Raw genomic sequence first — 26,838 nt, 5'->3', positions numbered from 1 at the left:
AGTCCATTTTGGAAATAATATTAATAAAACAATTAATATGCACTTATATTATTTTTGACCCAAAATATATCTTGAAATAATTGAATATAGTGAAGTGCTCACAAAATCAAATTGACAATGAGAATCATTATCAATATACTGTAGTGTATATTCTATTGCAAATGATAATCATTTTCGATATATTTTAAAAGAAAGTAGTGGATGTTTTGAAACCAATTGCTTATGTCGGTATTGATATACAATTCGCCAGATTATCGGATGAGGATCGCAGACGTGGATTGACATTTTTATATTTATACGATTTACCTTATGCCGATTTACGTGCTTATGCAGGCCTTATTATAACGAATTTAGTGGAGGAGCAGTTTTTGTTAGAGCATAAAGCAGTGCTAGAGCATTATTTAAACCAAGGGGGTGTCATTTTTTCGCTCACCGAGACATCGTTACCTTGGTTAGTTGGTGTTCCTAACTGGAAACGTTCTCCGATTCCATTAAAGGATCGTGAAATTGTGATGAAAGAACCTACCCACCCATTGTTTGTGGGGATTGATGCAGATGACATTAACTACCGCAAGGGTGTTAGGGGATTTTTTTCACGCGGATATTTTGAAAAAATTCCGCTGCATGCAGAGATCCTTGTGACAGACCAAAGCGGAGCAGTTATTCTTTATGCTGATTATGATTCAACGAATGGCACGATTTTTGCTGGTGCAGGCACAGATATCTATCGTGTGTTCATTGACGAAGACAATAGCTCTCGTCGATTAAGTGTGCAAATGCTTGCTTGCATTCGGGCGGAATATGCACGCAATCAGGTAAAGGGAGGTCAAGCATTATGATTGGCATTGTCACAAATGGATTGCCATTTCAAAATCGCTTTTTGGCAGAGGAGGAGTTTCGTTATTTATACGATGATCAATTACATATTCGGGAATTACATCGTTATGATTTAGCGAATTACGATACATTAATTTTATCTTGTCGTTTAGATATTCCTCATTTAAAACGTTATCAATCACAGCTTTTAGCGTTTATTGAGTCAGGCAAACGGCTAGTTATTTTTGGTGAAATTTTGGACCATTGGTTCCCTACGATAGATTGGCAAGACTCCGAAGTGAATTTTAGCTGGTGGGTGCGAAATGGTGGAGACTTGCCTATGACAGCGCACAATAAGACACATCCTTTATTTAAATACATCACACTACGCGATTTGAAATGGCATTATCATGGCTCATTTTTACCGCCAGAAGGAGCACAGTCTTTACTAGATATTCCGGACGGTCGCTCGCTATTTTATATCGATGATGTGACTTTTAATGGCGAATTAGTTGTTACAACATTGGATCCTATGTTCCATATTGGGCTAGGGTTTATTGATCAATCAAAACCATTTTTACACGGTATAGCCAAATGGCTTAGAGAGGAAGAAGGGCAATGAAAAAATATGGTTATCTTGCAACATTAGCACTAACGGCAATGCTAGTAGCATGTAATGGTCAAGAAGAGGCAGTCACACAGCAACCGTCTGGCTCTTCTGCTTCAGAAGTACAAACAACTGCTGAAGAAAAAATAGTGACAGACCAATTAGGACGTGAGGTAACAATACCAGAGAAAATCGAACGTGTTGTGACAGGGGGGATTTTACCGTACTTTTCCACATGGTATGTCGCGACAAACTCGACAAAAGAAATAGTAGGGATGCATCCAAATTCGTATAATGCAGCAAAGAACTCGATTTTAGCGAAAATTTCACCCGACGTGTTACATGCGAAAACGTCATTTATTCAAAATGGGGAAGTCAATATTGAGGAGTTATTAAAAGTAAATCCTCAATTGTATGTAGAAACGTCAACCGATGAAAATTCGATAAATAAAATTACGGAAGCGGGCATTCCCGTTGTTGGGGTACAAACCATTGATGCGGCTGCTGCCGAACCGTTAGCAACATTTAACAGTTGGCTAACATTAACGAGTCAAATAACAGGAACGACTGATCGGGCAGACCGTTTTTTACAAGAAGGTAATAAAGTGCAATCTGAACTTGATGCTACATTGAAGGATGTAACAAAAGCGAATAAGCCACGTGCATTAATATTATTTATGCATAATGATAAATCCATTACGGTAGGTGGTAGTAAATTTTTTGGCAATCAATGGCTAAATGCAACGGGTGCGATAGATGTTGCTGAACAAGATGTACAAGGAAGAAAAGAAGTCAACATGGAACAAATTTACGCTTGGAATCCAGACATTATTTACATTACGAACTTTACCGAAACACAACCAGTGGATTTACTAAAAAATAAAGTAAATGGACAGGATTGGAGTCAAGTAAAGGCTGTGCAAGATGGCAAGGTTTATAAAATTCCACTCGGTATTTACCGTTGGTTCCCACCAAGTGGCGATGCACCGCTCATGCTAAAATGGATGGCGCAAAAAAATCACCCCGAGTTATTTACGTATAGGATTGAAGATGAAATTAAAACGTATTACAAAGACTTCTACGAATTTGACGTAACAGATGAAGAAATTCACGATATATTAAATCCTTCTTCTGACGCGGCAAAATATTAAGGATTGGATGGTTAGATGAAAAAATGGATTGTTGCATTGTTATGGTTGCTACCAATAATTGTAGCCATCGTTTCACTCGGTGTTGGTCGTTTTGAAGTGGGGCTAGACCATATTATAAAAATATTAACATCACAAGTGTTTCCACTTGAACAAACTTGGACGAAGATGGAAGAGACCGTTGTTATGAATGTTCGGTTACCGCGTATTTTGCTTGCGCTATTAATTGGCGGGGGCTTAGCGATAGCAGGTGCAGGTTTCCAAGGTATGTTTGGTAATCCATTAGTATCACCAGATATTTTAGGTGTTTCAGCTGGTGCAGGTTTTGGGGCATCTTTAGGGATTTTATTATTTGGTCAAAACTTTTCGGCACAAATAATGGCACTTCTTTTTGGTCTGGGTGCAATTGGTTTTACATTTTTAGTGGCAGGAGCAAGAAAAAATGCGCCTATTTTTATGTTCGTTTTGGCTGGTGTCGTTACATCAGCACTTTTTAATGCGTTGATTTCCCTTATAAAATTTGTTGCAGATCCGGAAGAAAAACTACCAGCCATTACCTATTGGCTAATGGGCAGTTTGGGCACAGCGACATATAAGGATTTATTAATCGGTGGTCCGCTTATTCTTATAGGTATTCTGATTTTGTATGTACTGCGTTGGCGATTAAATATTTTAACATTGCCAGAGGATGAAGCAAAGTCAATGGGGATTCCAGTTGCGCGCTTAAAATGGTTCGTTATATTTGGTGCCACTCTTATTACAGCAGCCTCTGTGGCTGTGGCGGGCATTGTGGGCTGGGTTGGTTTAATTATTCCCCACGTTGCACGCATGCTTGTTGGTAACAACAATCAATATGTTCTACCTGTATCTGTTGCAATCGGCAGTGTGTATTTATTAATAATTGATGATTTAGCACGCTCAATAACGGCAACAGAAATTCCATTATCTATTTTAACAGCTATTATTGGTGCACCATTCTTTGCTTATTTATTACGTCGTTCAGGAGGTGGCTGGGGATGAAAATCGAAGTGGTCGGCGGCAATTATTATTATGAGCAACGTCGTTCAAAAATGCCTAATTTATATGCTAAAGATATTCATTTCACCTTAGCGTCTGGTGAAATAATGGCTATTCTTGGCCCGAACGGTGCGGGGAAAACGACCATGCTGAAGTGTATTACAGGGCTTCTAGAGTGGAAAACAGGCAAGACGATGATTGATGGTAAACCTCTTGCAGCAATGAATCGAAAAGAGCTATGGAAGCGGGTCGGTTATGTGCCACAAGCGCATAAGATGGTATTTGGTTTTACAGTAGAGGAGCTTGTTGTCATGGGGCGTGCTCCGTATATTAGTACATTGGCACAGCCTTCAGCAAAGGATATGGAAGCGGCGCATATGGCACTGAAGACGATTGGAATAGAACACCTTGCTAAAAAATCATGTAATGAAATTAGTGGTGGAGAGCTACAGTTGGCTTTAATTGCACGTACGCTCGTATCAAATCCTGAAGTGTTAATTTTGGATGAACCTGAATCACATTTAGATATTCAAAAGCAAATTGTCATATTGCAAACAATCAAACGCTTATCACAGGAGCGAGGAATCTCTTGTATTATTAATACACACTATCCGAACCACGCCTTTTACCTTGCAGATCGTGTGCTAATGACTGCGAAAGAAAAAGATGTTGTGTATGGCAATGTACAAGAGGTCATGACAGAGTCTCGGATGAAGGAGTTTTTTGGCATTGAGCTGAAAAAAATCATTTACGAAGAAGAAGATTATCTCGTCGAAACAATGGTTCCACGTGCACTTGGTACAGAACGTGAAACAGGTGCCTGTCACCTTTAATCACGTTAAAAACACGACCTTCTCCTGAGTTGGAGGGGTCGTGTTTTTTCTCAATAAATGAAAGCAAAAATTTATCGCTACTACAAGTTGAAAATTTTTCCTGGATTCATAATATTATGTGGGTCAAGTGCTGCTTTAATGCTTTTCATAACAAGTAATGAGGCACCGTGCTCCATCGATTGATATTTCATCTTCCCAATCCCTACACCATGTTCTCCTGTACAAGTTCCACCGCGAAGTAACGCATACTGTACAATATGTTCATTAAAACGGTCAGCTTGAGCTTGTTCCTGCGCATTCGTTGGGTCTAACATTAATAAGGCATGGAAATTGCCGTCCCCGACATGTCCGACAATACCTCCTACTAGACCGACTGAGTTTAATTGTTCGCGTGCATAGAGTATCGTTTCCGCTAATTTTGAAATCGGTACGCAGACGTCGGTTGACATCAGTTTTTTACCAGGGTACGCATGAATATATGCATAGGCTAAAGAATGACGTGCCTCCCACAGCTTATTGCGTGCTGCATTATCTTGTTCAAATTGGACACTTTTACAGCCGAAATCATCAAAGATTTCTGTAGCAAATTCAATATCTGCACGCATACCTGCATCATTGCCGTGGAATTCTAAAAATAGCGTAGGTTTTTCATCATACGTTGTTTCATTATAAATATTCACTTGTGTAATAGAAGCTTCATCGACTAGTTCAACGCGACCAACGGAGATGCCTGCCTGTAATAATGCGGCTACTGCACTGACAGCATCGCCTACTGTTTCAAAGACGGCGCGGCCAGCAGTCACAAATTCTGGAATACCGTAAACTTGCAATGTCAGTTCTGTAAAGCATCCTAACGTACCTTCTGAACCGACAAATAAACCGTTCAAATGATAGCCAGAAGAAGATTTCGCTGCTAAGTTGCCCGTATGAATTACAGTTCCGTCTGCAAGTACTACTTCTAAATCCCTTACTTGGTCGCGCATTACGCCGTAACGAACTGCTGTCGTACCGCTGGCGTTTGTTGCTGCCATACCACCAAGTGTCGCATCCGCTCCTGGATCTACCGTAAATTGTAGTCCATGTTTTTTTAGTTCTTTATTTAATTGTGCACGTGTCACACCTGGTTGCACTTTTACTAATAAATCTTCTGGACGAATCTCTAAAATTGCATTCATTTCAGAAAAATCGATAGATATACCATTGGCAATCGGAATAGCATTGCCTTCTAAACTTGAGCCAACACCAAATGGAACAACGGGTATAAGATTGGCATGTGCGATTTTCATGATGGCACTTACGTCTCCTGTAGAACGTGGGAAGACGACGATATCTGGTAAGTTCATCGCATGATGAGATTCATCTTTGCCATGTAGTTCTCGTACTGTGTCGTTTGTCGACACTTGCTCATCCGATAATACCTCTCTAAGTTGGTTTACTATTAGCTCTATTGCAACAGTCATTCCAATCCCTCCAAACTTTCTGATAAATCTAATTTATCATGCGATTAGTGGAATTGGAATGAAGTGTTCATAAAAAATCAGTGTGCAAATACTTTTTCAAGCTTTTGTACGAATGCATCTTGTTCTTCAGCAGTTGATTGTTGCCACCATTTTTCAAAAAATACACCAAGCCCAGGAAGTAGATGCTCCTCACCACGTGAAATAGCATCTTGCACTATATCCTTAAATTCTGCTGCTGATTGTCCATGTACGTTTGCTGATATGGCATCTCTTATTTGAAAATTCATCTATTTCGCCTCCTTAGTCATAATGTGTCCAGTGAAAAAAGAAATATGTATCATCTGAAGGTAAAACATACGATTTGTTTAAATACTTCTTAATATTTCTGCTAAATTAAGGCGAGTTTTTAACTATTTCGTTGATGATTTTTTATAAAAGCGTTTTTCGACGATTTTGTAGTCGCACGTTAAGCTATTAACACCTAGGAATAATGGACTGTGCACAAGTCGTTAGGAAAGTAATAGTGTCACAAGACAAGCATAAACAAATTCTTTCGCCACAACAGCCATTTGAGGAAATATTAGAATTAGTCCAACCGATGATTACCTCTATCTTATTAAAGTGCCATATTTACAAAGATTTTGCGTATTATCGTCATATTGCAGCAATTGCTGTGTGGAAAGCTTATCAAAAGGCCAATCCATCGAACGGGCAGTTTTCTGCATATATTTATACAACTGTTAAAGGAGAAATTTTGAAAGAACTATCAAAGAATAAACAATTCCAAGACAATGTGACATTTCTAGCTGATGACAAATTAAACCGTATAAGGTGTCAGCGGGAACAAATTAATCGACTAGAAGCATGCTTATTAGTAGAGACGATCATGGGTAATTTAAATGAGTTAGACCGAAAGATACTGCAACTTTATTACCTAGAGGGCTATACGTATGATGAAATAGCTAAAGAACTACATCTGTCTGTAGCGGCAGTCAAAAAGAGACGTACTAGACTGATGTGTAAGCTCCGCAGCCATTACCGTCAATAAAGATATTACTACAAAAAGATAGTAAAAGTATGCTAATATCAAAATAAATTGAATATTAGCATACTTTCGCTTGGTGCATACAAAGTCTAATAAAAGTGCTATGATTTGTAAGAAGTCTAAGATATATACAATTTCAATATCGTTGCTATGAATTAATAGATATAAATACCTATCTATTTAAAATGAGTTTAACTTGGTATGGAGGGTTAGTATTGGAAAACGCGCGTAATAATATAGTTATAGACAAAAAGGAGCTTGGATTTAGTGCGATACCGTTGCTACTATTACTACCACTAATTGTTTTTAACCATCAGCTTTTTGCTATTTTTGAAGGTAGCTTTGTTTATTTAAGTTTAATCATGAAAATTTTAATCGTAGTTTTTACTATGACCATTGCTATTCATTCATGGTTAACCTTTTCACAGCTATTATCAAATCAAACATTATACATAGGTAGTATATTTTTCGTTGTTGCTTTGTTAGAAATTGCGAACATTGTTATCGCGGTTTCTCAAAGCCTAGACATAATGTTAATAAGCGTTTGGATACAGATTTTCATGCGCTTCGCTTTAGTAATTGGTGTATTACTTATGATTGTAAAGCCTAGAAAAAAGTTAACGTTGGCACATCGTAGGATTGCTTATGGCATTGCTGTTTTATCTGTTGCCTTATTACTCATGATATTGTATAAGGTACAACCATTTATTGGAGGCAATCAATTTGTGACAACAATACAAAGTAGCGTGCAATTATTAACTGCGCTGTTACAAGGTGTTTCAATCTATTTTTTAAGTAAGCATTATAAGGAGGCACCTAAACAAACTGTATGGCTAATGAGTGGGTCAGTTTACTTGATTTTGAGCGATTTTTTATTTGTTTGTAGCAATAACTTTAGTGGTATTTGGATGTTCGCTGCACTCTTTTATCAATTTTTTGCATATTATATTTTTTTAAAGGCTATCTACTATACATCAGTTGAAAAGCCCTATCAACAGCTATTAAAAATTAAGCTAGACTTGGAACAGTCGCAAAAGGAACTAACTTTTCAAGCTTATCATGATGATATTACCCAACTTCCGAATGAGCGTCTTCTTTTAAAAACATTAAAGGAGAAGCTGCGTAAGGATGGTAGGCAACAGGCCATTATCTCCATTGAAATTGATCGTCTGGCAACCATTAGTGACTCCTTAGGCATTAGTTATTCTAATAAGATGATGAAACTTGTAGCTGAAAGAATTCAAGCGATGCTGCCACCACATTATTTTGCGACAAAGTTACGGGAGAGCCAGTTTGTTATTTATATTAATCATGTACAAACAAAAGAAGAATTGATACAGTTTTGCTTGAATTTAAAAAGTGTCATGAATCAACCGCTGCAAGTACAACTTTTTTCATTAAAAGGCAATGTCAATATTGGCATTGCATTCAATGACGCCAATTGTTCGGCGGAACAATTATTGACGCATGCGCAGCTAGCAATGCGTGAAGCGAGCCAACTACCGCAACGTCTTCTATTTTACCAACAGCACATGTCAACCGGTGTGGCAGATCGTATTTTACTAGAGCAGGAGTTACATAGGGCGCTCGAGCGTCAGGAATTTTATTTGGCTTATCAGCCACAAATTAATTTGAAAACAGGAAAAATAGAATCTGTCGAGGCGCTAGTGCGCTGGCGTCACCCAGATCGGGGACTTGTCCCACCTGATACGTTTATCGAGATAGCAGAAGAGTCAGGGCTAATTATTCCTTTGGGTAAATGGATTCTTGAAACAGCATGCTTACAAGTAAAAGCATGGGAAGCGCAAGGCTTGCCGCCAATGAAAGTTGCGGTTAATTTATCTCTTGGCCAATTATTTCAGCAAGATTTAGTACAAATGGTGAGAGAGATTTTGCAACGAAGTAAGTTGGAACCAAGCTATCTTCAATTGGAAATTACAGAAAGTATGACAATGAATATTGATCAAATGACGCAGCTATTACATGAATTAAAGGCACTGGGGATTCAAATAGCTGTCGATGATTTTGGGACAGGTTACTCGTCTTTATCATATTTAAAAGATTTTCCAATCGACTGTTTAAAAATTGATCGTGCTTTCGTACATAATATTCAACATGACCCAAATGATGAAGCGCTCGTATCCATGATTCTTTCAATGGCAAAGCATTTACGTTTAAAAGTTGTCGCTGAGGGGATAGAGGAAATTGCGCAACTTGCTTTCCTTGTTGCAGGGGATTGCGATTATATACAAGGTTATTTATTTAGTAAGCCTATTTCAGCTGAACAGCTTGCAACAACGTTTAAAGACTTACATATGCATGCAAATGACATTTTAGAGCGTTTTAACGGGGAAGAATACAACATTTAAAAAGATAGTGAATGAAAATGGTAATCCGCTTTGACTTAATTAGGCTGCAAAAAGATTGCACCTAATTAAGTACAATGCGGATTTTTGGGGAGGCCTTATTATTTTAATGAACGAGGTATTCTTCTTTCAGTTCTGAAATATTGACTTCAGAGCGTTCTTCTAGCGAGCGTCGTAAATGCACAGTGGCTGTTTTGCGATCATCATGTAGCTTGTCAATCCATATAGAAACGCCATTGTAGCTCACTTCATATTCCGATGGAGAGGCAACAATTTCTTGTGCGCGTTGATACTCCAATTGAATACCCCCTTATTTTTTTTGCTTGTTTTTCGTCACAGCATTAATAAGTTCTGTGAATTCTTGGGAAAACTCTTCTTTTACTTTATCAGGTGCAATTTTTTGGTTTTTTGGTGTCTGTGGTAATGAACCTTTATTTTGGCTTTTCCCTTGTTTATTATCTCTTCCCATTGTGCTATCTCCTTTCGGTTTGATATTTCTTAATATGGCTTTCAAGTGCTATTTTTATCATGGGAATACTAGGGAAACATAAGAAATTCATGAAAGGATGTCAAAAGGTTTGGCCTAGATTCATAAAAGCTTATGAAAGATAGCGTTTCGGGAAATTCTAGTAGTAGTCCTTATTTTTTTATAGAGAAATCATTTTCTAATAGCGCCCAATTTTGAGGGAACGGAAAACCTAAAGCCCAATAGCTCACACCACGAAGATGATACTGCTTGAGTAGGTCGAATTTAGCTTGTGCGCTTCTGGCGTCTTCAAACCAAACCTCATGGTTTCTTCCTTGCTTGTCAACGTAGCGGAAAAATGGTGATTGTGTAGTGCGATCATATTGAATTGTAGCGCCGAACTGTTTGGCTCTTGTAATGGCTTCTTGCGGGCTAAAGGTTTCCGCTTCTTGCCCTTTGACATGAGGAACTAGCCAATCCCGTGCATAAATTTGAAAGCCTAAAAAAATTTTATTAGCGGGAATTACTGTTAGAGCGTATTCTACAACTTTCTTCATTTCATTGATGGGCGAGATGGCCTGCGGAGGTCCAAGGCGATAGCCCCATTCATAGGTCATTAACACAACAAAATCCACAATTTTGCCATGCGCCTCATAATCATATGCTTCATATGTTGACCCTGCTGAAGAAGGTCTTGTTTTTGGAGCGAGTGCAGTTGATACTAAATAACCTTGTGGGTGTAGACGATCAACGGCTAATTGAAGGAATTGGTTGTACTGTTCTCGGTCTGTTGGAAGAACGTTTTCAAAGTCTATGTTTAACACTTTATAGCCTTTATCCTGCATCACATGTAATAGATTATCCACCACTTTTTCACGTAACGGTTCGTTAGATAAAATAATATGGGCTAAGTTGGAGCCGCTTTCTGTAGATGTAAAGTTTGTAATAGTTAGCATTGGTAGGATGTTTTGCGAATGTGCTGCGTCAATCATTGCCTGGTCATTAATCGGTTGTAATGTACCGTCTTCCTCTATCATATAAGCAAACGGGCTAAAAAAAGTGAGAAGATGACCGATTGCATGTAATGACTGAACAGCTTCTTCAGGCGGTTGATACGTATAGGCATTTACTTCAATGGAAGGCTTGGCTCTAGGAATAACTAACTGTGAACCGACATAAATCATATTTGGGTTTGTCATGCTATTTTCTTCTACAATCGCTTGAACGGTTGTACCATAGTGGCTAGCGATTTGTGTTAATGTTTCGCCAGCTTGTACAGTATGTGTAACGGGAGGAATAATCAGTTTTGTTCCAGGTGTTAAAACATCCGGATTCGTAAGGTGATTCATATGAATAATTATTTGTATGGATACGTTATATTGTTTGGCAATCGTCGATAATGTGTCCCCTTTTTTGACGATATGCGTTGTGTAAGCAGAAGGAATCACGAGTGATTGTCCGATTATTAATTGATTTGGGTTAGATAACGCATTTAATTGAATAATCGCTTGCAGTGGCACAGCATAACGGTTTGCAATGTGCCATAATGTTTCACCAGCACGCACTACATGTATTAACATTGTTCTCCCCCTAATAGGTTTTGTTAATGCATCATATGAAACAAAATAGATAGCTGATGATGAAATGCCATGTTATTTTTCATTCTTTCCCATTTTAAAATGCATATTTTTTCCTCAATAAATATACATAGTATAGTACATGCGCATTGCATTATTGGAGAAAGGGGCTGTATGTTGAAGAAAGTAAAGCTCACAGGAAGAATTGTTAGTCCAGGTGATCCAGATTACGATGAAGCGAGGACAAATAATAACTTAAGTTTGCCAAAATTCCCGAGTAAAATTGTCTTTTGCCAAAGGACGAAAGATGTCGTGAATGCGTTAAAATGGGTTAGGGAAAATAATGAGGACTTCCGAATCAGGAGTGGGCGTCATAGTTATGAAAATTATTCCTTAATCAATCACGGTTTAGTCATTGATGTGAGTGAAATGAACGACATAACCATTAATTTAGATTATGGAACTGCTCGCATTGAGGCGGGTGCGAACTTAGGGCAAGTATACCGTACATTATGGGAACATGGTATGACAATCCCAGGAGGAACTGAAAGTAGTGTAGGAATTGTGGGTTTAACGCTTGGTGGAGGTATCGGTATGCTTTCTCGTCCTTTTGGGCTTACTTGCGATCAATTAATTGAAATTGAAATGGTTGGAGCGAGTGGTCATCAAGGAGCGGAGCTGATTCGAGCAAATCGGCAGATGAATAGTGATTTATTTTGGGCTAGCTGTGGTGGCGGTGGTGGGAATTTCGGAGTTGTCACAGCACTTACGTTTAAGCTACACCCTATAGCGGAAGTGTCTCTTTTCAATATTACATGGGACTGGGATGATTTTGGGGTTGCTTTTGATGCATGGCAGAAATGGGCGCCTTATACAGATGAACGTTTAACCTCACAAATAGAGCTAAAAGCAAAGGAAGTAGGGGACATTGTTGTGCAAGGTATATTTGTTGGCGCGGCATCGGAATTAAAAAAGCTATTACGACCATTAAGGAAAAGTGGTTCACCAACGGATGTATGGATAAAAGAAGTCCCGTACATGAAAGCGGTTCGATTTTTTGATGTCCCGAGTGGTAACCAGCCGGCACTCCGTAAAAGATCAGGTTCCTTTATTGAAAAACCATTTCCTCATGCTGCCATCTTGACTATGAAGCAATTTTTAGCAAATGCCCCCAACAGAAATGCGAGCATCTGGCACCAATCGCTAAGAGGTGCTGTTAATCACATTGCACCAAATCGTACTGCCTATTACTATCGGGACGCTCTTATTGCCCAAGAGTACATCACTTCATGGGAACAAACTCAAGATGAAAAGGAAAATGTGCAGTGGGTGGAAGATTTAAGAAGGACATTATCCCCGTTTACAATGGGTGATTATGTGAATTTTCCAGATCAATCGATTGAAAACTGGCCAACTGCATACTATGGGCGTAATTTCAGACGATTAAGAGAAGTGAAAACCAAATACGATCCATTCAATGTATTTCGATTCCAGCAAAGTATCCCTCCGATTCGAAAATGGCTGTAGTGAAAGTAAAGTTTGGACATAAGGAAAAAGTGTTAGATTGCGTGCGCACAATCTAACACTTTTTGCTATGTTTTAAAGGTAAACGGGCGAATTTCTCAATAGCTTGCATATCCTCCGTTGTGTGCTTTTCCGCAGGGGTTCCTGTTGTAGCTAGCCTCAACTAGTTACTAAATTTTTTTGTAAAAGAGCTATTTTTCACAGCAAAAATGGAAAAACACAGAGCCCTTGTTTCGAAATTATTAAAAAATTATGTCCCGATGCCTTTTATTATTCATTTCGCACTCGTTATTTCCCTTGATAATTATTGAATACACCGTCAAAATGGAGATATTACATATATTTCTAGAGGGAGTAAATGCGATGAAGGATGTAGTTGTACGCAATAATGTGAAAATAATCGGCAAAGGGAAGCAACCAATATTATTTGCACATGGATTTGGTTGCGATCAAAATATGTGGCGTTATATTACACCTGCATTTGAGGAACACTATCAAATTATTTTATTTGATTATGTTGGTTCAGGTAATTCTGATTTTAATGCTTATCAATCCCAAAAATATCAGTCACTTCAGGGGTACAAACAGGATGTTTTGGATATCATTGAGACACTTGAACTGCAACAGGTCATTTTTATTGGTCATTCTATTAGTTCAATGATTGGCTTACTTGCCTCCATTGAACGCCCAGATTATTTTGAAAAACTAATCATGATTGGCCCTTCACCTCGTTATTTAAATGATAGAGATGGCTATGTTGGTGGATTTGAGCTAAGTGACATTATGGAAATACTAGATATGATGGAAATGAACTTTTTGGGTTGGGCTAGTTTTCTAGCGCCTATTGCTATGAATAATCCTGAGTCTCCAAAATTAACAAATGAGCTTGAACAAACTTTTAAATCAGCAGACCCAGTCATTGCAAGGGAGTTTGCGGAAGTTACTTTTTTATCGGATCATCGAAGTGATTTATCTAAGGCAAGTGTCCCTATTTTAATCATGCAATGTTCGGATGATAGTATCGTTCCAATTGAGGTTGGAGAATATCTACATCAGCATTTAAAAGCTAGTACGTTGCGTTTAATGACAGCAAAAGGCCATTATCCACATATTAGCCATCCGCAAGAAACGATTGATTTAATTACACAATTTCTTTAATGGAAAATGAAAGGATTATTATCAGACATGGATAAACGATTGAACTATGCACCTTGTGGATTTATTGCCATTACACTTGATGGCATCATGATTGAGGTGAATCAGACCTTTCTGCAGTGGATGGGTTATGAACGGGTGGATATATTACACCAGCATATTGAAATTCTCATGTCCAAGCCTAACAAAATGATTTTTCATTCATATTTTTACCCGACCATTAATTTGCACGATTATGTGGAAGAATTATTCATCAGTTTAAAGCATGACAATGGTACAGCCATTCCTTTTCTGTTGAACGGTCGGAAATATGCGGTGGGAGAGGTAGAATGTATTGATTGCATTTTTGTGCCGATGAAAAAGCGCATTGATTATGAATTAGAATTACGTGCGGCTAAAAAGCAACTAGAGGCAGCTTATTTAGAAAAGGATCAAGCATTAGCAAAATTAAAGCAAATCCATTTGGCAATTGAGCACAAACAAGAAGAGCTATTAAATATGAACGCTACGCTTGTAGAACTTTCCATTACGGATAAGCTAACAGGTTTGAAAAACAGAAGATTTTTTCAAGATAAACTTGAGGAACAGTTTGCTATGTTCAGTAAAACGGGGATCCCTTTCTCACTATTAATTTTGGATATCGATCATTTTAAAAAGGTCAATGATACATTTGGACACCAAGTAGGAGATGAGGTGCTTGCCCAATTGGCGCAAATTTTAGATGCACAAGCTCGTCCTGGCGATGTAGTAGCGCGCTATGGTGGAGAAGAATTTGTCATTATTTTACCTGATACTAGTGTCGATGATTGTTGGGCTATTGCCGAACACCTTCGTCAAACGGTTGAGCAGGCTCGATGGCAGACGGGAAGCATTACGATAAGTATCGGCATTGCCACAGCAACCGAGAACGATTCCGATGCGACGATTTTGAAAAAGGCGGATCAGGCTTTATATACTTCGAAAGAGAACGGAAGAAACAGAGTAAGTGTATTTGAGTGACTGGCACGCAAACAATTCTGACAATTCACTACGTTTTACTGGACTATGTAATTTGCGGTTTTCTACTGTATAATAATGAACAGTAAATAGGATAAAGGCGGTACAAACTACGATGAAAAGAATAGAATCTACGCAAAATGCGTTAGTGAAATATTGGAAAAAGCTAGCAACTACGCGAAAGGAGCGGGAACGTTCGGGTGAGTTTTTAGTTGAAGGCTTCCATTTAGTAGAAGAAGCGTTGAAAAACAATAATCAAGTGTTACAGCTCATTGTGCGCGAGGGCGTTGATTTACCGTTGCTATGGCCAATCGACAATGTAGCAATGGTGGAAGTAACAGCAGCAGTAGCAAAAGAATTTGCTGAAACAGAGACCTCTCAAGGAGTTTTTGCAGTATGCAAACAGCTAGCTGTAGAAGAAGATGCAATGGCTTCTTGGCGCAAGGTACTTCTAATTGATGCTGTGCAAGACCCAGGTAATATTGGCACAATGATTCGAACAGCAGATGCTGCTGGTCTCGATGCAGTGATTTTAGGCAAAGGTTGTGCAGATTTATATAACCCGAAAACATTGCGTTCTGCCCAAGGGTCACATTTCCATATTCCTGTAATCCGTGGTGAATTAGAAGATTGGATTGATATGCTTCAGGGTAATGGTGTACCTGTATTTGGGACAGCTCTTGATGAGGATGCAGTCGTTTATCATGAAATTCAGCATACGGGTGCTTTTGCGATTATGATGGGCAATGAAGGTAGTGGCATTAATCCACAGCTATTAGCGATGACAGATCAAAACATTATTATTCCCATTTTCGGACAAGCAGAATCGTTAAATGTCGCTGTTGCAACAGGTATTGTGTTATATGGCTTTGTCAAATAAAAATTGGTATATAATGGAGGTTAATACCGATAAACAAGTGTAAATCACCTGTAAAGTAAACCTTCCAACAACGCCGATAAAATAATGCTAAAGTGAAGCTTGCACAGATGCCCCTTGATTTGAAGTGGTATCATATTGTATAATCACATTTAAAATGTAATTCTGTATAATGAAATGCTTTGACCAGGAAGTAGTAAAGATTGTGAATGGACGACAGGGAGCGTAGGCCGGAGATTGAGAGCCAGCGCCGAACCAATGCAATTTTGAATTCATCCTGCGAGCAGCTACCGGGACCAGCAAGAATAGATGCTGTAAAGGTAAGCCGGCTTCAATCGAGTCGTTATGGCAATGAAGTGATTGTGCGCACTAAAAGCGCGCAATAACTAGGGTGGTACCGCGAATATGTCCTCGTCCCTTTTTTGGGGGCGAGGTTTTTTTATGCCATTTGAGCAAGCGGGCATTTATATGATCAAGGAGGTTTTTTACATGGAAGAGCAATTAAAGCAGTTAGAACAAGAAGCGCTAGCAAAAATTGAAGCAGCAGCAAATCTAAAAGAATTAAATGATGTGCGTGTCGCTTATTTAGGGAAAAAGGGACCCATCACAGACTTACTAAAAGGAATGGGGAAATTATCGGCTGAAGAACGTCCGAAAATGGGGGCTTTAGTTAATACAGTTCGTGAAAATGTTACAGCAGTGTTAGAAACAAAAGCGACTGTATTAGAAGAAGCAGCAATTGCCGAAAAATTAGCAAGTGAGTCGATTGATGTCACATTACCAGGGCGTGCTATTAAAGTAGGTAACCGTCATCCTTTAACACGCGTTATTGAAGAAATTGAAGATTTATTTGTCGGCATGGGTTATGAAATTGCGGAAGGTCCAGAAGTGGAAAAGGATTACTATAACTTTGAAGCGTTAAACTTACCAAAAGGTCACCCTGCACGTGATATGCAGGATTCATTCTATATTTCCGAGGAAATATTATTACGTACACATACGTCTCCAGTTCAGGCACGTACAATGGAAGCGAAAAAAGGCGAATCGATTCGTATTATTTGTCCAGGGAAAGTATTCCGTCGTGATAATGATGATGCAACACACTCTCACCAATTCATGCAAATTGAAGGTTTAGTTATTGGTGAAAATATTCGTATGAGTGATCTGAAAGGGACATTAGATACACTAGCGAAAAAAATGTTCGGTGCTGACCGTGAGATTCGTCTGCGCCCAAGTTTCTTCCCATTCACAGAGCCGTCTGTTGAAATGGACATTTCTTGCTTCAAATGCGGTGGTGCAGGTTGTAACGTATGTAAAGGCACAGGCTGGATTGAGATTTTAGGTGCAGGTATGGTACACCCAAATGTACTTGGAATGGCTGGTTATGATCCGAAGAAAGTTTCTGGTTTCGCATTTGGTATTGGAGCAGAACGTATCGCTATGTTGAAATATGGCGTCGACGATATTCGTCATTTCTATACAAGTGACACACGTTTCTTATCACAATTCGAGCGAACAGAGGCGTAAGGGGGACTATAAATGTTAGTATCATTAGAATGGTTAAAAGATTATGTAAGTACACAAGGCTTAGCGCCTGAAGAATTAGCAGAAAAAATTACTCGCTCAGGCATTGAAGTAGACGCAGTAATTGACCGTGCAAGCGGTATGGATAAAATTGTTGTCGGCTATGTTGTATCAAAAGAAAAACACCCTGAAGCTGATAAATTAAATATTTGCCAAGTAGATGTTGGAGAAGAAGCACCACAACAAATTATTTGTGGAGCGCCAAACGTGGATGCAGGGCAAAAAGTAATTGTTGCGCGTCCAGGTGCACATTTACCAGGTGGCATTAAAATTAAAAAAGCAAAACTACGTGGGCACGAATCGAACGGTATGATTTGTTCATTACAAGAGCTTGGTATTGAAGGGAAAGTAGTACCGAAAGCTTATGCAGAGGGCATTTACGTGTTACCAGCAGATGCAGAAGTGGGCGCTGATGCGCTAGCGCTTTTAGGTCTTCGTGATACAGTGCTTGAGCTTGGCTTAACACCAAACCGCTCAGATGCGCTTTCGATGTTAGGGGTAGCTTATGAGGTGGGTGCTATTCTATCAGAGGAAGTAAAGTACCCAGAAATCGCTTATAGCACATCTTCTGACAAAGCGGAGGATTTACTAAAGCTTCGTGTCGAAGACTTACAAGCGAACCCAATGTACGTAGCGAAAGTTGTAAAAAACGTTAAAATTGCAGAATCACCAATGTGGTTACAGCACCGTTTGATGGCAGCTGGCGTACGTCCACACAACAATGTAGTCGATGTGACAAACTATATTTTAATGGAATATGGTCAACCACTTCATGCATTTGACTATGATAGCTTAGCAACAGGTGAAATCGTTGTGCGTAAAGCAACAGAAGGTGAAAAAATCACGACTTTAGATGACCAAGAGCGTACATTAAAGGCATCTGATTTAGTGATTACGAATGGCAAAGAGCCAGTGGCAATTGCAGGCGTAATGGGTGGAGCCAATTCGGAAGTAACAGCATCTACAACGACCGTTGTTATTGAATCTGCTTATTTCGATGGCTTAACAGTACGTCAAACTTCACGCAATCTAGGTCTTCGTTCAGATGCATCAGCTCGCTTTGAAAAAGGTGTTGACCCTAACCGTGTTGTGCCTGCAGCTGAACGTGCAGCGGCATTGCTTGCTGAATTAGCTGGCGGTGAAGTGTTAGAAGGCACTTGTATCGTAGATGAATTAGATAAAACACCAGCACGTGTTGTAGTCTCTCCAGATTTTATTAACGAACGTCTTGGTATGAAAATTTCATTAGAAGATATGCTTTCGATTTTAGAGCGTTTGAAATTCGGTGTAGAAGCAGCAAATGGCTTATTAATCATTGATGCACCAACACGTCGTCAAGATATTAAAATCGAAGAAGATATTGTCGAAGAGATTGCACGTTTATATGGCTACGATGAAATCCCTATGACTTTACCAGAAGGTGCCAACCAAGTTGGGCAACTGACAGCGTATCAAGCAAATCGTCGCGTTGTACGTAACTTTATGGAAGGTGCGGGGCTTTATCAAGCGGTTACTTATTCATTAACGTCTGAGGCGTTATCACAACGCTTTGCACTAAAAGCGGAGCCCGTAACACGTTTATTAATGCCAATGAGTGAAGAACGTTCAACACTTCGTCAAAGCTTAATTCCACATTTAATTGAAGCGGCGGCATATAATGTAGCACGTAAAGCGGATAGCGTAGCATTATACGAGGTTGGTTCTGTCTTCCTTGGTCAAACAGCAGAGGGCTTACCATTTGAGGAAGAGCATGTAGCAGCTGTGTTAACGGGTAAATGGTTAGATCATGCTTGGCAAGGTGAGAAAAAAGAAGTTGATTTCTTCGTATTGAAAGGTATTATCGAGGGTGTTATTGGCAAGCTTGGTTTAACAGAGCGCATGACGTTTGTGAAAGCAGAAGTAGCTGGCTTACATCCTGGTCGTACCGCTAGCATTTTATTAGATGGTGAACAAGTGGGTATTATCGGTGGTTTACATCCTGCGGAGCAAAAAGCATGGGGTGTAAAAGATACGTACGTGATGGAAATGAATCTAGTAGCATTACTACAAGCCAATGCAAGTGAAGCGCCACTTGGCTATAAACCGGTGCCTCGTTTCCCAGCGATGTCTCGTGATATCGCACTTGTGATGAATCGCGCAACAACAGCGGGTGAAGTAGTAACGATTATTCGTTCGGCAGGAGTGAAACTGTTGAAGGATATTAAAGTATTCGATGTTTATGAAGGTGAAAAAATGGAGGCAGGTAAAAAATCTGTTGCCTTCTCCCTCACATACTTCGATCCAGAACGCACGTTAACTGATGAAGAAGTTGTTGCTGCGCATAATAAAGTATTGAAAGCCATTGCTACAATTGAAGGAACAGAAGTACGTTAATTTACATTAATTATAAGCTGTCTCGAATACGGAGATAGCGCAGAATGTTGACAAAAGGCATCCAGAGGTTCGCTCTAGATGCCTTTTGTCTTTTTTATATTATTGATGAGCATTAAATAAAATAGTTTTGCAATTATATTCACCTGATTGCAGCGAAGGGCTGGAGACTCCTGCGGGACAGCACAGCACATAAGACGCGGGCATTCCGCGCTTTTAGCGAGGGTTGCGGCTTACTGGCTGAGCGGAAAGCTTCCAGTCCGAAGCAGAAATCAACTTGCAGAAACCCCTATAAACCTATTTTAACTTCCGAGCTTTTTCGGTGTTGGCAAAATGCCATTTCGTAATGGAGCGTAAAAATTCCTCGCCTTGTCCACGCCAAATACGGGCTGCTAAGACATCAACCTTGCTAGATGCACCTTTTTGTAACGTCACGCCAGCAAGCTCACTGAGTCGATCCATTTCTTTTAAGAATGCTGCACGCGCCAAAATGGAAGCGGTGGCAACGGAAACATGTAATTGTTCTGCTTTCGTTGAAAATAGGACGCCATCTCGGACAATTTCACGCTCATTTTTTAAATAATTATAATATACCCCGCGTTCTGCAAACTGATCAATTAAAATATGCGCAGGTTTTTCGGGCGCCATTTTCGCTAATGTATGTCCAAGTGCCTTATTATGCATCATCGCTTTCATTTTGCCCTGTGAATAGCCTTTTGCTTGTAAAGCATTATATTTTTCATTGCGCAATACGAGTACGCTATGAATACATGCCGCACGTAAATCAGGGGCAATTTTTCGCATATAGTCATCCGTAAGCATTTTAGAATCTTTCACGCCAAGTTCATTAATCAATTCTATTTTTGAAGAAGGAACGTAAACGGCTGCCACTGTTATCGGTCCGAAATAATCGCCAGTTCCTGTTTCGTCAGAGCCTAACACAGACATGGCGGCAAAACCTGCTGGAAGTGTATCTCCTTTTGCACCAACAGTTGAAGCCTTTTGCGTAGCTGATGCCCCAGAGCTTCCCCATCGTGCGGCTTCTCGCTCAGCACCGCCTCCTTGAAACATACATTTTCCTGATTTATACATCGTAATGGCTGTATCAGGCAGTTTTGCGGCGAACACAACACCAGGTGCTTTTCGCTCCACATAATAATTTGCGTAGTAGGACATTACCTCTTTTTGTGCAGTTGTTGAAATTAAAAGTACAATATTTGACATTAAACCGTTCCTTTCTATCCTCATTGTTCACAATTTTATACCTTTCATGGTATGATAATATATAGCTTTTTTGTATGGACGTTGCTCATAACGAATAAAACTGTGAGCAAAAAGATTTTACTGGAGGGTGCGACTATGGAAAATCAAGAAAAGAATAAAATTTCTGTGGAAATATATGGTCATACATATAAAATGGTCGGCTCCGAATCCATTGGACATATGCGACTTGTCGCTTCTATTGTTGATGACCGTATGCGCGAAATGAATTTACATAATCCCTCACTTGATAGCACAAAGCTTGCCGTCCTTACAGCCGTAAATACGGTGCATGATTATTTACTCTTAAAAGAGCAAATAGAATTACTAGAAGAAGAATTGAAAAAATTAAAGGGTTGAAGTAAATGCTAGATTTAATTATATTAGTAGTTCTATTAGGTGGACTGCTAGTGGGGGCAAAACGTGGCTTCATTGTACAAATGATGCATATAGTTAGCTTTGTTGTTGCCCTAATTGTTGCGTATATTTATTATAAGCCATTAGCACAGAAATTTGTGTTTTGGGTGCCATATCCAGGTGTTACAGATTCGGGAAGCCTTGGAGTTGTCATTGACAGCTTAGATTTAGACCGAACATTTTATCGTGTCATTGCGTTTGCGGTTATTTTCTTTGCAGTAAAGATTGCCTTGCAAATAGTGGCATCCATCTTTGATTTCATTGCGTATTTACCAGTGTTAAGTACGGTCAATCGCTGGCTTGGTGCACTGCTTGGCATGATTGAAAATTATTTAATTTTGTTTATTGTATTGTATGTTATGGCATTAGTACCGATTGATTTCATTCAGAATTTAATGTCGAAGTCGTTTATATCAGGCCTTATTTTGGAACATACGCCGATTATTACAAAGATGTTCCAAAATTGGTGGTATATTTATCTCCATGCTTCCTAAAACAATTTGGCATCTACGCATGGAAAATTGAATGTAGTATTCACTCATTTGACCGTAGAAATCTGCTAAATGGCGAAATTTCTGTTAAGGGCATAGCTGTTTTGTGCACAAGCCGATTGTAAAATTTGTTGAATGTTGATTGCCTATCGCAATGTAAGCTAAAACAAAGTTGCGCAAAAGCCGTAATGAATAGGCAATAGTAAATGATGCACTTCTCTCGGACTAGAGGGAAGTGTTTTTACGATAGGGGGAATTCTAAATGAACAAAAAAACAATTATTCGTACATTAGAAAAAATTGCATTATATATGGAGTTACAAGGTGAAAATCCGTTCAAAGTATCCGCATTCCGCAAAGCTGCAGCAGCATTAGAAGGTGACGAGCGCTCGCTTAGTGAGATGGAGGATGTAACAAAGCTTAAAGGAATCGGTAAAGGCACCGCTGCTGTTATTGAAGACTTAATCGAGACAGGTGAATCGAGTCTGCTTAAAGAATTACAAGATATTGTCCCGAAAGGATTACTGCCATTACTGAAGTTACCAGGCTTAGGCGGCAAAAAGATTGCGAAGCTTCACCAAGAGCTAGGCATAGACTCTGCTGAAAGCTTACAAGCTGCATGTGAAGCGGGTAAAGTACGTGAGCTAGCAGGCTTTGCCGCCAAAACAGAAGAAAAGATTTTAAAGGAACTTGCTAATTTTGCCAATCGTTCAGAACGTTTGCCAATTTGGCAACTTGAGCCTGTCGTTTTACAAATTGAAGCACTTCTCGGTAGTATGGAAGAAGTGACGCGTTTTTCCGTAGCAGGCAGTTTCCGTCGTGCATCTGAAACAAGTAAAGATATTGATTTTATTGTTGTCACTGAAGCAGTAGAGACGGTACGAGAAAAAATATTGAGTGCACTCGCTATTCAAGAGGTAGTGGCAGCCGGAGATACAAAAATTTCCGTTATTTTAGATTTAGATGATGCTGTAAGTGTTGATTTTCGATTAGTAAAGGATGTTGAGTATGCCACAGCCTTGCACCATTTTACAGGCTCAAAAGAGCATAACGTTCGCATGCGCCAACTTGCCAAAACACGTGGGGAAAAAATTAGTGAGTATGGTGTAGAGCAAGCCGATGGTTCTGTGTTGACATTTGCAGACGAAGCGGCATTTTTTGCCCATTTTGATATGCCATTTATCCCGCCTAGTTTACGAACAGGGTCAACAGAGTTTGACCGGCAAAGTGAAGTCAAGGATTTAGTTAAGCTAGAGGATATTGTTGCTGATTTGCATATGCATACAACATGGTCAGATGGCGCGTACTCTGTGGCGGAAATGGGCGAGGCGCTGATTTCCCGTGGTTATCAATATAGCGTTATTACCGATCACTCACAATATTTAAAAGTGGCAAATGGTTTAACACCTGCACGCTTAGTGAAGCAACGAGCTGAAATTGATGCTTTTAACGAAACACATTCTGACTTTTATTTATATGCAGGCACAGAAATGGATATTTTACCAGATGGTTCGTTAGATTTTGATGATGAAGTACTGCGGAAATTGGATTTCGTGATTGCCTCCATTCATTCGAGTTTTACACAATCACAGGATAAAATAATGGCGCGATTACATACCGCGATGCAAAATCCGTATGTACATATGATTGCTCATCCGACGGGTCGCATTATTGAAGACCGGGCTGGTTATAATCCAAATATCGCGCAGTTGATTGAATGGGCAAAGGAATATGGTAAAATTTTAGAGTTGAACGCCAATCCCTATCGTTTAGATTTATGCGTTGAGCATTTAGAAATGGCTGTTGCAGCAGGTGTACCAGTAGCGATTAATACCGATGCCCATGATATCGCGCATTTACGTTTTATGGATATTGGTGTGCGCTATGCAAATAGGGCATGGCTGAAAAAAGATATGATTGTCAATACATGGACGCGCGAACAGTTCGAGTCGTTCATTCGACGAAATAAATAGGTTGAGGAGGTGTTCTCAGTGATCGCAGACCGCGCATTGAAAACACTAGAATATGATAAGGTACGTCAACAAGTGGCTACATACTGTACTTCTTCAATCGGCAAATCAGCCATTGATGAACTTGTGCCACAAACAGACTTTGAAAAAGTCGTTCAATTATTAGAAGAAATGGATGAAGGGCTATCCATTTTACGTGTAAAAGGCAATGTGCCAATGGGTGGTATTTTCGATGTACGACCAGCAGCAAGACGTGCTCAAATCGGAGGCATGCTTTCAGCGATGGAATTAATGGAAGTGTCTAGTACGATTCGAGCTAGCCGTATACTGCGGAATTTCTTAGAAGATTTAGAGTCAGATGAAATTATTGAAATCCCTCATTTTATCGCTAAAAAGGAAATGATGCCTGTATTAACAGGTTTACAGCATGAAATTAATAACTGTATTGATGATAATGGTGCTGTTTTAGATTCTGCAAGTCAAACGTTGCGCTCTATTCGCCAGTCTCTACGAGCAGAAGAGGCTAAAGTGCGTTCAAAGCTAGAGAGCTTAACGCGAGGAAGTAATGCAGCCAAAATGCTTTCAGATGCAATTGTAACGATTCGTAACGACCGTTATGTGATTCCAGTTAAACAAGAATACCGCTATCACTATGGTGGCATTGTGCATGACCAATCATCGTCTGGTCAAACGTTATTTATTGAACCAGATTCAGTTGTACAAGCGAATAACGAAATACACCGTCTCAAAATGAAAGAGCAAGTTGAAATTGAGCGCATTTTGCTTGCGTTAAGTGCAATGGTTGAAGAGGTGGCACCTGATTTATTTAATTTAGTAAAACTATTAGGTGAGATTGACGTTATTTTGGCAAAGGGTAAATATGGCCAAGCCAATAAATGTACGATGCCTAAAATGAACAAGGATGGTTATATCCGTCTTGTGCGCGCACGCCATCCGCTATTACCTATCGAAACGGCGGTTGCCAATGACATCGAATTTGGCAAAGATATTACGGCTATTGTAATTACAGGACCCAACACAGGTGGTAAAACCGTGACGTTAAAAACAGTAGGCCTTTGTACATTAATGGCACAAGCAGGCTTACCGGTGCCGGCATTAGACGGTTCAGAGCTAGCGGTATTTGAGCAACTTTTTGCTGATATTGGTGATGAGCAATCAATTGAACAATCGCTTTCAACATTTTCATCACATATGGTGAACATTGTCGACATTTTACAGCAATTTGATCACGAATCACTTGTGTTATTCGATGAATTAGGGGCCGGAACGGATCCACAAGAAGGAGCTGCCTTAGCGATTTCTATTTTAGATGAAGTGCATGGTCGTGGCGCTCGTGTCATGGCAACGACGCACTATCCTGAATTAAAAGCGTACGGCTATAATCGCCCTGGTGTTGCTAATGCAAGTGTGGAATTCGATATTGAAACGTTGAGTCCGACTTATCGCTTACTTATTGGTGTACCGGGTCGCTCCAATGCTTTTGAAATTTCTAGTCGTCTCGGTTTGCCAGAGTCAATTATCGATCGTGCTAAAAGCTTTACAGGAACGGATCGTCATGAGGTGGAATCCATGATTGCGTCCTTAGAAGCAACTAGACGCCAATCAGAGGATGATGCAGAGCGTTCCCATGATTTACTACTAGAGTCCGAAGCACTACGTAAAGAGCTTCAGGACAAGCTTCAAGCTTACGAAGAACGCAAAGAAGCCCTTGATAAAAAAGCGAAGGAAAAAGCACGCAAAATTGTCGAAGAAGCGAAACGAGAAGCTGAAACGATTATTTCAGAGCTTCGAGAAATGCGTAAAAATGCCGATCAAGTAGTGAAAGAACACGAGCTGATTGAGGCGCGGAAACGATTGGAAGAAGCGACACCACTTGAGCATAACAAAGTATTGAAAAAAGCAGCACAAGTCAAGGCGCGAGCACAAAACTTGGTTGTCGGTGATGAGGTAAAGGTGTTAAGCTATGGTCAACGAGGTACGTTGCTTGAAAAAGTGTCTGATGTTGAATGGGTTGTACAAATGGGCATTTTAAAAATGAAAATTGCCGATACCGATCTTGAATACATTAAACCAGAGAAAGCACCTATACAACGTGTTGCTGGTGTGAAAAATCGAGATAGCCATGTTAAATTAGAATTAGATTTACGTGGGGAGCGCTATGAGGATGCCTTAATTCGCACTGAAAAATATATAGATGATGCGCTACTTGCAAACTATGGTCGAGTGTCGATTATCCACGGTGTTGGAACAGGAGCATTACGTCAGGGCATTCAAAGTTACCTGAAAAAACATAAACGGGTGAAATCCTTCCGTTTTGGAGAAGCAGGCGAAGGTGGATTTGGCGTCACTGTTGTGGAATTGAAATAAGCTGTAAAGGGGACGGAGAAAATGCTAAATTCTAGCTTTTGGCGATATCCAATTATCGAAACGGCAGGATATTTTAGTGTTGTTGTGTTATGTTTAGTCGTCTCGATGGCATTGTTCGAAGTCGTTACGAAATATAAAAACTGGGAAGAAATAAAAAATGGTAATGTAGCTGTGGCGCTTGCAACGGGAGGTAAAATATTAGGTATTTGTAATATTTTTCGATATTCAATTGCTCGCCATAGCACGCTGAGTGAAATGATTGGTTGGGGACTATTTGGCTTCACGTTGCTAATTGTTGCATATTTCTTATTTGAATTTATGACCCCTCGTTTTAACGTAGATCAAGAAATTGCTAACGACAATCGCTCAGTTGGCTTTATTTCCTTTACGATTTCAGTCGGTTTATCGTTTGTTATTGGGGCAAGTATTGCATAGGAGTGTTATAGGATGGAAAAATTAGCGAAAGTTCTAA

Annotated in this window: 24 protein-coding genes; 18 read left to right on the top strand and 6 right to left on the bottom strand. The window is 39.6% G+C overall.

The window, feature by feature from the left end; genetic code table 11:
- Positions 1–206: 206 nt before the first annotated feature.
- From MHH88_RS16295 to MHH88_RS16275, 5 genes are read left to right on the top strand one after another with little or no spacing between them, the layout of a single operon-like run.
- Positions 207–839 (top strand): hypothetical protein, encoded by a 633-nt coding sequence (locus tag MHH88_RS16295; RefSeq protein WP_339259424.1) that lies wholly within the window; start codon positions 207–209, stop codon positions 837–839.
- On the top strand, positions 836–1,438 hold the full coding sequence (locus MHH88_RS16290) for a hypothetical protein (protein WP_339259422.1): 603 nt from the start codon (positions 836–838) through the stop codon (positions 1,436–1,438). Before MHH88_RS16295 ends, MHH88_RS16290 begins: the two co-directional genes overlap by 4 nt.
- Entirely contained in the window at positions 1,435–2,574 is a 1,140-nt protein-coding gene (locus tag MHH88_RS16285; RefSeq protein ID WP_339259420.1) for an ABC transporter substrate-binding protein, read from the top strand. Before MHH88_RS16290 ends, MHH88_RS16285 begins: the two co-directional genes overlap by 4 nt.
- Positions 2,575–2,589: 15 nt before the next feature.
- Positions 2,590–3,591, top strand: a complete 1,002-nt coding sequence (locus MHH88_RS16280) for an iron ABC transporter permease (protein WP_339259418.1) — start codon at positions 2,590–2,592, stop codon at positions 3,589–3,591.
- The gene (locus MHH88_RS16275; protein ID WP_025220280.1) at positions 3,588–4,421 is read left to right on the top strand and encodes an ABC transporter ATP-binding protein; all 834 of its coding nucleotides are present in this window, start codon (positions 3,588–3,590) and stop codon (positions 4,419–4,421) included. Before MHH88_RS16280 ends, MHH88_RS16275 begins: the two co-directional genes overlap by 4 nt.
- Positions 4,422–4,501: 80 nt before the next feature.
- Here MHH88_RS16275 and MHH88_RS16270 read toward each other — a convergent pair whose 3' ends face one another.
- Together MHH88_RS16270 and sspI are read right to left on the bottom strand one after the other, a co-directional pair.
- On the bottom strand, positions 4,502–5,881 hold the full coding sequence (locus tag MHH88_RS16270; protein WP_339259416.1) for an FAD-linked oxidase C-terminal domain-containing protein: 1,380 nt from the start codon (positions 5,879–5,881) through the stop codon (positions 4,502–4,504).
- Positions 5,882–5,958: 77 nt separating this feature from the next.
- Entirely contained in the window at positions 5,959–6,168 is a 210-nt protein-coding gene (sspI, locus tag MHH88_RS16265) for a small acid-soluble spore protein SspI (protein ID WP_024363844.1), read from the bottom strand.
- Positions 6,169–6,404: 236 nt separating this feature from the next.
- On the opposite strand from sspI, the gene MHH88_RS16260 reads away from it, so the two are divergent.
- Together MHH88_RS16260 and MHH88_RS16255 are read left to right on the top strand one after the other, a co-directional pair.
- Positions 6,405–6,929 carry a sigma-70 family RNA polymerase sigma factor gene (locus MHH88_RS16260; protein WP_339259414.1) on the top strand — a complete coding sequence of 175 codons (525 nt, stop codon included), beginning with the start codon at positions 6,405–6,407 and terminating at the stop codon, positions 6,927–6,929.
- 212 nt (positions 6,930–7,141) lie between these two features.
- Positions 7,142–9,295: an EAL domain-containing protein gene (locus MHH88_RS16255; RefSeq protein WP_339259412.1), complete on the top strand. Its 2,154-nt coding sequence runs from the start codon at positions 7,142–7,144 to the stop codon at positions 9,293–9,295.
- Positions 9,296–9,398: 103 nt separating this feature from the next.
- Here the strand turns inward: MHH88_RS16255 and MHH88_RS16250 are convergent, their stop codons facing one another.
- From MHH88_RS16250 to MHH88_RS16240, 3 genes are all read right to left on the bottom strand, one after another.
- Entirely contained in the window at positions 9,399–9,590 is a 192-nt protein-coding gene (locus MHH88_RS16250; RefSeq protein ID WP_024363847.1) for an H-type small acid-soluble spore protein, read from the bottom strand.
- 12 nt (positions 9,591–9,602) lie between these two features.
- The gene (locus MHH88_RS16245; RefSeq protein ID WP_105928897.1) at positions 9,603–9,761 is read right to left on the bottom strand and encodes a YfhD family protein; all 159 of its coding nucleotides are present in this window, start codon (positions 9,759–9,761) and stop codon (positions 9,603–9,605) included.
- A 170-nt stretch (positions 9,762–9,931) separates the two neighbouring features.
- Positions 9,932–11,338, bottom strand: coding sequence for a LysM peptidoglycan-binding domain-containing protein (locus MHH88_RS16240; RefSeq protein WP_339259409.1), 1,407 nt, complete (start codon positions 11,336–11,338; stop codon positions 9,932–9,934).
- A gap of 174 nt (positions 11,339–11,512) precedes the next feature.
- Between MHH88_RS16240 and MHH88_RS16235 the strand changes: the two genes are divergently transcribed.
- The 6 genes from MHH88_RS16235 (at position 11,513) to pheT (ending at position 19,844) form a co-directional block, all read left to right on the top strand.
- Positions 11,513–12,862, top strand: a complete 1,350-nt coding sequence (locus tag MHH88_RS16235; RefSeq protein ID WP_339263102.1) for an FAD-binding oxidoreductase — start codon at positions 11,513–11,515, stop codon at positions 12,860–12,862.
- A 360-nt stretch (positions 12,863–13,222) separates the two neighbouring features.
- A complete protein-coding gene (locus MHH88_RS16230) occupies positions 13,223–14,017 on the top strand; it encodes an alpha/beta hydrolase (protein ID WP_103976095.1) in 795 nt (264 codons plus the stop codon).
- Positions 14,018–14,044: 27 nt separating this feature from the next.
- A complete protein-coding gene (locus tag MHH88_RS16225) occupies positions 14,045–15,013 on the top strand; it encodes a sensor domain-containing diguanylate cyclase (RefSeq protein ID WP_339259406.1) in 969 nt (322 codons plus the stop codon).
- A 112-nt stretch (positions 15,014–15,125) separates the two neighbouring features.
- Positions 15,126–15,890, top strand: a complete 765-nt coding sequence (locus MHH88_RS16220) for an RNA methyltransferase (RefSeq protein ID WP_339259404.1) — start codon at positions 15,126–15,128, stop codon at positions 15,888–15,890.
- A gap of 486 nt (positions 15,891–16,376) precedes the next feature.
- Positions 16,377–17,414, top strand: coding sequence for a phenylalanine--tRNA ligase subunit alpha (gene pheS / locus MHH88_RS16215; protein ID WP_339259402.1), 1,038 nt, complete (start codon positions 16,377–16,379; stop codon positions 17,412–17,414).
- Between the two features lie 12 nt (positions 17,415–17,426).
- The gene (pheT, locus tag MHH88_RS16210) at positions 17,427–19,844 is read left to right on the top strand and encodes a phenylalanine--tRNA ligase subunit beta (RefSeq protein WP_339259400.1); all 2,418 of its coding nucleotides are present in this window, start codon (positions 17,427–17,429) and stop codon (positions 19,842–19,844) included.
- Positions 19,845–20,138: 294 nt separating this feature from the next.
- Here the strand turns inward: pheT and rnhC are convergent, their stop codons facing one another.
- Complete coding sequence (rnhC, locus tag MHH88_RS16205) at positions 20,139–21,065, bottom strand: ribonuclease HIII (protein ID WP_339259398.1); 927 nt, start codon at positions 21,063–21,065, stop codon at positions 20,139–20,141.
- Positions 21,066–21,200: 135 nt separating this feature from the next.
- On the opposite strand from rnhC, the gene zapA reads away from it, so the two are divergent.
- The 5 genes from zapA (at position 21,201) to MHH88_RS16180 (ending at position 26,801) form a co-directional block, all read left to right on the top strand.
- Positions 21,201–21,461 (top strand): cell division protein ZapA, encoded by a 261-nt coding sequence (gene zapA / locus MHH88_RS16200; protein ID WP_024363855.1) that lies wholly within the window; start codon positions 21,201–21,203, stop codon positions 21,459–21,461.
- A 5-nt stretch (positions 21,462–21,466) separates the two neighbouring features.
- Positions 21,467–22,012, top strand: coding sequence for a CvpA family protein (locus tag MHH88_RS16195; RefSeq protein ID WP_069513679.1), 546 nt, complete (start codon positions 21,467–21,469; stop codon positions 22,010–22,012).
- 259 nt (positions 22,013–22,271) lie between these two features.
- Positions 22,272–23,981 carry a DNA polymerase/3'-5' exonuclease PolX gene (gene polX / locus MHH88_RS16190; protein ID WP_339259395.1) on the top strand — a complete coding sequence of 570 codons (1,710 nt, stop codon included), beginning with the start codon at positions 22,272–22,274 and terminating at the stop codon, positions 23,979–23,981.
- 18 nt (positions 23,982–23,999) lie between these two features.
- Positions 24,000–26,366 carry an endonuclease MutS2 gene (locus MHH88_RS16185; RefSeq protein ID WP_069513675.1) on the top strand — a complete coding sequence of 789 codons (2,367 nt, stop codon included), beginning with the start codon at positions 24,000–24,002 and terminating at the stop codon, positions 26,364–26,366.
- 21 nt (positions 26,367–26,387) lie between these two features.
- The gene (locus tag MHH88_RS16180; protein WP_010860124.1) at positions 26,388–26,801 is read left to right on the top strand and encodes a DUF350 domain-containing protein; all 414 of its coding nucleotides are present in this window, start codon (positions 26,388–26,390) and stop codon (positions 26,799–26,801) included.
- Positions 26,802–26,838: the final 37 nt, after the last annotated feature.

The sequence above is a fragment of the Lysinibacillus sp. FSL K6-3209 genome (assembly GCF_037976175.1).
Taxonomy (GTDB): domain Bacteria; phylum Bacillota; class Bacilli; order Bacillales_A; family Planococcaceae; genus Lysinibacillus; species Lysinibacillus sphaericus_D.
This window is presented reverse-complemented; position numbering and strand designations above follow the sequence as displayed.

Coding starts and splice junctions, on each gene's coding strand:
- MHH88_RS16285 (WP_339259420.1), top strand. CDS start 1,435: ATGAAAAAATATGGTTATCTTGCAACATTAGCACTAACGGCAATGCTA.
- sspI (WP_024363844.1), bottom strand. CDS start 6,168: ATGAATTTTCAAATAAGAGATGCCATATCAGCAAACGTACATGGACAA.
- MHH88_RS16270 (WP_339259416.1), bottom strand. CDS start 5,881: ATGACTGTTGCAATAGAGCTAATAGTAAACCAACTTAGAGAGGTATTA.
- MHH88_RS16180 (WP_010860124.1), top strand. CDS start 26,388: ATGCTAAATTCTAGCTTTTGGCGATATCCAATTATCGAAACGGCAGGA.
- zapA (WP_024363855.1), top strand. CDS start 21,201: ATGGAAAATCAAGAAAAGAATAAAATTTCTGTGGAAATATATGGTCAT.
- MHH88_RS16245 (WP_105928897.1), bottom strand. CDS start 9,761: ATGGGAAGAGATAATAAACAAGGGAAAAGCCAAAATAAAGGTTCATTA.
- pheS (WP_339259402.1), top strand. CDS start 16,377: ATGGAAGAGCAATTAAAGCAGTTAGAACAAGAAGCGCTAGCAAAAATT.
- rnhC (WP_339259398.1), bottom strand. CDS start 21,065: ATGTCAAATATTGTACTTTTAATTTCAACAACTGCACAAAAAGAGGTA.
- MHH88_RS16240 (WP_339259409.1), bottom strand. CDS start 11,338: ATGTTAATACATGTAGTGCGTGCTGGTGAAACATTATGGCACATTGCA.
- MHH88_RS16290 (WP_339259422.1), top strand. CDS start 836: ATGATTGGCATTGTCACAAATGGATTGCCATTTCAAAATCGCTTTTTG.
- MHH88_RS16225 (WP_339259406.1), top strand. CDS start 14,045: ATGGATAAACGATTGAACTATGCACCTTGTGGATTTATTGCCATTACA.
- MHH88_RS16275 (WP_025220280.1), top strand. CDS start 3,588: ATGAAAATCGAAGTGGTCGGCGGCAATTATTATTATGAGCAACGTCGT.
- MHH88_RS16280 (WP_339259418.1), top strand. CDS start 2,590: ATGAAAAAATGGATTGTTGCATTGTTATGGTTGCTACCAATAATTGTA.
- pheT (WP_339259400.1), top strand. CDS start 17,427: ATGTTAGTATCATTAGAATGGTTAAAAGATTATGTAAGTACACAAGGC.
- MHH88_RS16220 (WP_339259404.1), top strand. CDS start 15,126: ATGAAAAGAATAGAATCTACGCAAAATGCGTTAGTGAAATATTGGAAA.
- polX (WP_339259395.1), top strand. CDS start 22,272: ATGAACAAAAAAACAATTATTCGTACATTAGAAAAAATTGCATTATAT.
- MHH88_RS16230 (WP_103976095.1), top strand. CDS start 13,223: ATGAAGGATGTAGTTGTACGCAATAATGTGAAAATAATCGGCAAAGGG.
- MHH88_RS16195 (WP_069513679.1), top strand. CDS start 21,467: ATGCTAGATTTAATTATATTAGTAGTTCTATTAGGTGGACTGCTAGTG.